The following is a 6,693-nucleotide window of genomic DNA, read 5'->3' as shown; positions in this document are numbered from 1 at the left end:
CCCCGCCCCCCCCCCCCCCGAGCGAGGCGGCGATCATCACCAGCAGAAGGAACGAGCCGACGGCGGCGGCGCCGGCGGCGAGCAGGTGGGACTGCAGACCGCGGCGGCCGGAGGACCTGGCGAGGTGCAGCGTCAGAGGCAGGACGGGGGAACGCATGGCAGCTACTCCTGCGGGCTCAGGCGACGGTGTACTGGGTGTGGCCGCTGATGCCGCCGTCACGGACCTGAAGGATCCGGTCGCAGTGGGCGGCGACGTCCGCGTCGTGGGTGACCATGACCAGCGCGGCGCCCGTCTCCCGGGTGGCGAACGTCAGCAGCTGGACGACCTCCGTGCTGGTGCGCTGGTCCAGGGCGCCGGTGGGCTCATCGGCGAAGACCACGTCCGGTTCGACGGCCAGAGCGCGCGCGATGGCGACCCGCTGCGCCTGCCCGCCGGAGAGCTGGCCGGGGCGACGGTGCTCCAGCCCGTCCAGACCGAGCGGCACGAACCAGCGGCGGGCGCGGACGACGGCCTCGCTGCGCGGCATGCCCTCCAGCATCAGCGGCAGTGCGACGTTCTCCTCGGCGGGCAGTTCCGGAAGCAGCTGGCCGAACTGGAACACGAACCCGAAGCGCTTGCGGCGCAACGCGCTGAGTCGGTTCTCGCCCAGCTGGTCGATGCGTTCGCCGCGCAGCAGTACCTGACCGCCGTCGGGGCGGATGATCCCCGCCAGGGTGTGCAGCAATGTGGACTTGCCGGACCCGGACGGGCCCATGATCGCCAGCGAGTCGCGCTCGCCGACCTCGACGTCCACGCCGGCCAGGGCGGTGGTGGAGCCGTACTTCTTCACGAGGCCGTATCCGGCCAGAACGGTGCTCATGGTGTGTCGTCGCCCCTTCTCAGCGCTCGAACTTCCAGGTGACGCTCTTGGCGTCGGCCTTGGTCACGCGGACAGCGATGTCGAGCGTCTTGCCATCGCTCTTCTTGCCTGTGCAGGTGAGGGTGGCTCCGGCGACGGCGCTGAGACCGGTCGGGCAGGTGACGTCGGAAAGCTTGTCGCCGACCCAGGGCAGCGGGTGGTACTTGCTCTCGGTGCGGCCCTCGACGATGTTCGCCGCGAGCGCCTTGTGACCGTCCACCGACGTCGTGCTGAACTCGTCCAGGCGGCTGGTCGACTCGGTGCCCGAGAGCAGAGATGTGCCGAGACCGCCCAACGCGACCACGGCGGTCACGCCGCCGACGACACCTACGAGGAACTTGCTGCGCTGCATCGCGTACTCCTGATGTCCGTGGTGAGGATGCGGCTCCACCCTCGCCCGCGGGCTCGGGCACCCGCCTCGGCCGAACGGTCAGGGTCGTGGGCCGGCCCCTCGGCCGTTCGGCTGATCCCGCCGCCGGGCGCGCTGGCCTACGGTGATCGGCATGAGATCCGTTTCCGTCCGAGGCTGCGCCCATGGCCTCGCTGTCGGTGTGCTGCTGGCGGCGTCCGTCGTCGACGTTGTTCTCTACGCCTCCGACGGGACGAGTGTCCTGCCGATGGCAAGCCCCTCCTGGCAGATCCTGGCCGTGGTACTCGTCGGGCTGGCCGCCGTGCTGTGGCCGGCCGGGCGGCGGCCCGAGTGGTTCACACCGCAACTGCGCACTGCTGTGCCCGCTCTCGCCTCGGCCCTCCTCACAGCGGCTTCGCTGCTGGTCGACGGGGAGGTCGTGTTCGGCCCGGGCGAGATCATGATCCTGCTGTGCCTGCTCTTCATCGCCGTACGGCACTGCCCGCCGCGCTGGGCCGTGGTGTGCGGCGGGCTCGACACGGGCGCGCTGCTCATTCTGCCGGTCCGCGGCGACCTGACGCTGAGCAGTGACGTGATGGGTCTGGAGATGATCGGTCTGCTGCTGGCCGGCCTCATCGCCGGACTCGCGGGCTATCTGCGGTCGATGGACTACCGCCGCACCGTCGCCGTCAGCGAGACGCGGCGCAGCGAACGCCTGGCCATCGCCGCCGACCTGCACGACTTCGTCGCCCACCACGTCACCGGCATCCTGGTGCAGACGCAGGTGGCCCGCATGATGGCAACCACCCAGCCGCAGGAACTGGACCCTGTCCTGGCGGGCATCGAGCGGGCTGCGACCGAGGCCCTCGCCTCGATGCGCCGTACCGTCGGCGTCCTTCGGGACACCGGGCCCGAGGCGAGCGGCCACCGCCCGGTAGGCGACCTGGCAGGCATCGCCGAACTCATCGAGGGCTTCGCGACCCCGGGCCAGAAGGCCGTCCTGAGCCGCGACCCCGCCGTGTCCCCTGACCTCCCCCACGAGGTGCAGGCCGCGGCCTTCCGGGTCGTCCAGGAAGCGCTGACCAACATCCGGCGGCATGCGGCCGATGCCACGCACATCGAGGTCCGCCTGCAGGACGACACCGGCCGACTCGCAGTGACGGTGGCGGACGACGGCCGCGGCGGCAGTCAGCTTCCGGCGGCCGCCCATGGCGGCGGCTTCGGCCTCGTAGGCCTCATAGAGCGGGTGACCGCACTGGGCGGCGAACTGAACGCCGGACCGCGGGGCGGCGCGGGGTGGGAAGTGCGGGCGGTGCTTCCGGCGCGGAAGGCCTGAGCGGGAAGCCTGAGAGGGACGGGCTCCCTCGCTTACCAGGACTCGTGGAACATTCGCTCAAGTACGGGCGGAGAGCCTCCACTTGGCCTTGCCGAGCCTCAGCGCGGTTGTCCTGCTCGTCGGGAGACACCTTTTTCAGGGCCGCGTTCGATGTTCATGAGACCGGCCAGCACCTCGCCCGCCAGCCGCGCGGGCGGGCGAGCGGGCGAGCGGGCGAGCGGGCGAGCGGGCGAGCGGGCGAGCATTTCGGCGGGGGCGGAGGTGCGCCGCCCTCGCCGGCTGGTTCCCGTGGGCCACTCGGCCCGGGTCAGCTCAGTCGGGTAGCGGTGTACGCCTCGATGGCATCCCGCTGGTACGCGGCCAGGCCTGGTGCGATCGCCTCGTCGGCGGCGCGCCAGGCGTCGTTGTCCGCGCAGGAGCGTCCGATGGCGCGGTACTCGTCGGCGGAGACGGCCCGCAGTTCGGTCAGCGCCCGGCACTGGGCGTCGATCTCGGCCTGCACAGGCTCTGCGTCGACGTGGTGGCCCGCAGCCATCAGCTCGCCCAGGGCCCGCAGAACGAGGATCTGTTGAAGCAGCAAGAGCTGGTGCTCCTCGTAGTAGCGGTGGCCGTTGGTCTCGATCCGGGCCGGCGGCAGCAGGCCGATCTCGTCGTAGTGCCGCAGGGTTCGGGCGGTCACGCCCGACATCCGGGCGACCTCCGCGATCGGCCAGTTCATCGCCGCCTACCTCATGATCGCGTCACCGGGCCGGTCTCTCCGGCCCTGGTTCAGGACGGTAGAAGCTGCCGCAGCGGCAACCGCAACCTCGCGGGCCGACGGACCGGCATGTGTCGGTGCTATCGGGACCGGCTCACGATGAGGTGGTCGAGGCCGTCCAGGATGCGCTGCAGCCCGAAGCTGAAAGCGTGGTCGGGGTTGTACACCCCCTGGTGAGCAGCGCCCGCTGCGCTCCCGACCCGGGCGGCGAGGGGGAACCGTGCCGGATCGAAGACCTTGGCCAGAAGCGGCGCGTTGGCGGCCCACCACTGCTCGTCGGACATGGCGCTTTCCCGGGCGGCGGCCTGAGTATCGAGGTCGGCTCGGGCGACGGACTGGACGAAACCAAGGAGCAGGGTGAGGGCCGCGTCCATCTCGACGTCACCGAGGCCAAGGCCGTCGAACGCGGCCAACTCGTGTTCGTACTTGGCCATGAGCCCGGGGCCGAGCGGCGGGCGTGTGGTGGGGAGGGTCGCCACCCAGGGGTGATGCCTATACAGATCGCGGTTCTCGCGCGCGACCGACTCCGCCCTCTTACGCCACGGGACGGCCGTGTGATCGCCGCGCGGCATCTGTAGATAGGCGGCGTCCAGCATGAGGTCGAGCAGCTCTGCCTTGCCCGGGACGTATGTGTAGAGCGTCATGGGTGTGACGCCCAACTGCTGGGCAACGCTGCGCATGGTCAAGGCGTCCAGCCCACCGGAGTTGGCGAGAGCGATGGCCGCCTGGACAACGGCGTCAACCGTCAAGCCCTGCTTCGGGCCGCGCCGTGGACCACCTTGTCCGGGCTCGCGCCACAGAAGTTCCAGAGTGCGGGCCGGGTCGCCTGCGCCGCTTCGTTCCTTGACCATGCGCCCCATCATCCTCTGAGATCTTTGGCGCCCTTCACGGCTTTGGCATCCTCCAGAACTTCTTCTCTGTATGCTGTATAGAGTACAGCGTATAGAGATTGAGTTCGAGCTCAGGGAGAACCATGAAGATCACTTCCACCGCCGTCTCTCTGACCGTCGGTGACGTCCCGGCCTCCGCCGCATTCCTGACCAGGCATTTCGGCTTCGAGGAGGCCATGGCCGCGGAAGGCTTTGCCTCTCTGGCCCTGGAGGGCGCCGCCAACGTGATCTTTCTGCAGCGCGGCATCGAGGTCTTGCCCGAGGGCTTCAGGGATCAGCATGCCGCGGGTGTGATCATCGCGTTCACCGTGACTGACCTGGAGGCTGAATACGAGCGACTGCAAAGCGAAGGCGTCCCCATCACCATGCCGCTGCGCGAAGAGCCGTGGGGTGAGCGCCTCTTCCAGGTCACCGACCCGAACGGCGTCATCCTTGAGCTCGTTTCCTGGGCCGCACCCGACGACGGGTGACGGCCTTGGGGCGGTCGTGGAGGTGGCGGTCGACCGGTGACGTGAGAAGTGCCGCACCGATTGCGTGAGTTGCTCGAAGGACTGGCCCTCAACGGCAGGCGGGGCGACAGCGCGCGCGAGCAGCGTGGCGGGGCTCGGCGACGGGCTGCAGGAGCAGGACCCAAGCGGCGGCTGGTGTTCGCGCCTCCTCAACAACGAGAGGGGTCGCCACCTCAACCCACCGGTCAGTTCGGGCGTGAGTCCGATCGCCACAACCAGCGGAGGGCATCGGGAAGCAGGACCCCGCCATGGTTGGGGCTGTGGCCGCCATCGCCCAGGACAAGGCGGAAGTCGTAGCCGGCTTCTGCGAGCGCGGCCGCGACGCGCAGGTTGTTGGCGAACCAGTTCGCCTCGGACTCGTTCCAGCGAAGGTCACGATGGCCCGCTTGCATGAAGATACGCAGCGGCTTGCGCGGGACGCGGGGGATGAGTTCGGGGTATGGGTTGCCGTCTGGCATCTGCGTGAAGCTGGACAAGTACCCGATCACCCGGCGGAATTTGTCCGGGCGCAGCCACGCCGCGGTAAACGCACAGTTCCCGCCGCTGCTGCCACCACAGATGCCCCACCGGTCGGGGTCCTCGGCAATCGAGTAGTGCTTCGTGACCTCAGGGATGATTTCTGTCAGGAGAAAGCTGACGTACCGATCGTCGAAGGCGTCGTACTCGGTGTTGCGGTTCTTGGGATCCTCGGCATCTCGCAACACACCTGGGTCGACGAACACGCCGATGGTGACCGGGATGTCACCGCGGTGGACGAGATTGTCCAGAACGATCGCGCCGCGGACCTCCCCTTCAGGGTCCAGATACCACCATCCGTCCTGGAACACCATCAGCGACGCCGGCTCCGAGGGGTCGTACCGCGCGGGCACATGCACCCAGAATTTCCGTGACGTCCCCGGGTAGATCGCGCTGTCGCTCCAGTCGAACTCGATCGTCTCGCCGACGGGTACGCCGGGCTGCACGGTGGAGTCGGGGCCATGGGCGTAGCGCACGTCCGACTGGTGAATCGGAAGCGGCTGGTAGGGCACCTCGATCGTCACGAGGGCCAACCTAGGAGAGATCACGAACGTTCTCAACGCGGTTTTGGCTGCCCTCACACGGCTTGACTTCTCCATCGGGAAGCCACTGAGCAGTTCAGCCCAGCCACGTCCCCTCGCGCATGAGGACTCTGCCGCGCAGCTCCGGCTCGCCGCGCCAGGCGAACACTGTCTTCGGAGCCACACGAATATACAGAAAAGGGTCTTCCTCCGTACGTGGGTCCCATCCGAACTTTTCGGCGAACGCATCCGCGGCGTCCTCCGGCACGCTCCGATCCGAGAAGCACTCCGCCTCCCCGTGCAGGAGAACCACATCGAAGGTGTCCGGCAATGCCAGGCGCACACGGGGATCCTTGCGCAAGTTGCGCACAGTCGCGGAGGTCTCGCCAGTGCACATCCACACGGCCTGCCCGTCCCAACAGAACCACAGCGGCACTTGATGCGGGCCGTGATCCGGATGGGCCGTGGATATCCATATATCTCGTTCTGCGGAGAGCCGTTCAACAGTGTCGCGCCTGCGCTCCAGCACATCACGACGAGCGATCTCTGTGGTCTTCATGAACGCCGACCTTAGTCAGCGGTTCGGAACCGCACATGAGGCGCTGGTCCTACTCCCAGGGACCGACAGCCACTCAGCCCGCAGGCCGAGGGTGTGGTCGATTGTCACGCTCAGGCCGATCAGTTGGAGTGCTCAGTCACAACCGGCGGCTACCAACAGGATCACCCTCTACAGCTGGCGTACTAGGCGGCGGGGCCGGGAGCCTGCTGCAGCTGGGCAAGGGCCTCGGCAAGAATCCGCCAGATCTCCGCAGCCAAGTCGATATTGGCATCCGCCTGCGCCCGCTCCGCCAACACCCGCAAACCCTCCGCCCCCGACGCATCCCCCGCCAAGATCCGCAACCGATACCGCAGGATG

8 protein-coding genes are annotated in these 6,693 nt (G+C 68.4%); 2 read left to right on the top strand and 6 right to left on the bottom strand.

The annotated features are described in order from the left end of the window. Nucleotides 1-176: 176 nt before the first annotated feature. On the bottom strand, nucleotides 177-860 hold the full coding sequence (locus ACN6LB_RS44665) for an ABC transporter ATP-binding protein (protein WP_445030928.1): 684 nt from the start codon (nucleotides 858-860) through the stop codon (nucleotides 177-179). 19 nt (nucleotides 861-879) lie between these two features. Beyond that, on the bottom strand, nucleotides 880-1,251 hold the full coding sequence (locus ACN6LB_RS44660) for a DUF4333 domain-containing protein (protein ID WP_356149157.1): 372 nt from the start codon (nucleotides 1,249-1,251) through the stop codon (nucleotides 880-882). 151 nt (nucleotides 1,252-1,402) lie between these two features. On the opposite strand from ACN6LB_RS44660, the gene ACN6LB_RS44655 reads away from it, so the two are divergent. Beyond that, entirely contained in the window at nucleotides 1,403-2,584 is a 1,182-nt protein-coding gene (locus tag ACN6LB_RS44655; RefSeq protein ID WP_445030927.1) for a sensor histidine kinase, read from the top strand. A 307-nt stretch (nucleotides 2,585-2,891) separates the two neighbouring features. On the opposite strand, the gene ACN6LB_RS44650 is transcribed toward ACN6LB_RS44655, so the two are convergent. Together ACN6LB_RS44650 and ACN6LB_RS44645 are read right to left on the bottom strand one after the other, a co-directional pair. Further along, nucleotides 2,892-3,302 (bottom strand): MerR family transcriptional regulator, encoded by a 411-nt coding sequence (locus ACN6LB_RS44650; protein ID WP_445030926.1) that lies wholly within the window; start codon nucleotides 3,300-3,302, stop codon nucleotides 2,892-2,894. A 119-nt stretch (nucleotides 3,303-3,421) separates the two neighbouring features. Continuing rightward, nucleotides 3,422-4,192 (bottom strand): TetR/AcrR family transcriptional regulator, encoded by a 771-nt coding sequence (locus ACN6LB_RS44645; RefSeq protein ID WP_445030925.1) that lies wholly within the window; start codon nucleotides 4,190-4,192, stop codon nucleotides 3,422-3,424. A gap of 122 nt (nucleotides 4,193-4,314) precedes the next feature. Here ACN6LB_RS44645 and ACN6LB_RS44640 point away from each other — a divergent pair, with 122 nt between their 5' ends. Then, complete coding sequence (locus tag ACN6LB_RS44640) at nucleotides 4,315-4,701, top strand: VOC family protein (RefSeq protein ID WP_445030924.1); 387 nt, start codon at nucleotides 4,315-4,317, stop codon at nucleotides 4,699-4,701. 224 nt (nucleotides 4,702-4,925) lie between these two features. On the opposite strand, the gene ACN6LB_RS44635 is transcribed toward ACN6LB_RS44640, so the two are convergent. Both ACN6LB_RS44635 and ACN6LB_RS44630 read right to left on the bottom strand, forming a co-directional pair. Beyond that, nucleotides 4,926-5,780 carry an alpha/beta hydrolase gene (locus tag ACN6LB_RS44635; RefSeq protein WP_445030923.1) on the bottom strand — a complete coding sequence of 285 codons (855 nt, stop codon included), beginning with the start codon at nucleotides 5,778-5,780 and terminating at the stop codon, nucleotides 4,926-4,928. Between the two features lie 94 nt (nucleotides 5,781-5,874). Beyond that, nucleotides 5,875-6,336: a pyridoxamine 5'-phosphate oxidase family protein gene (locus ACN6LB_RS44630; RefSeq protein ID WP_445030922.1), complete on the bottom strand. Its 462-nt coding sequence runs from the start codon at nucleotides 6,334-6,336 to the stop codon at nucleotides 5,875-5,877. Between the last annotated feature and the right edge of the window lie 357 nt (nucleotides 6,337-6,693).

It is taken from the genome of Streptomyces sp. SAS_270, from assembly GCF_052543295.1.
Note: the sequence above shows the minus strand (reverse complement) of the source record. Positions and strands in the feature narration are given on the sequence as shown.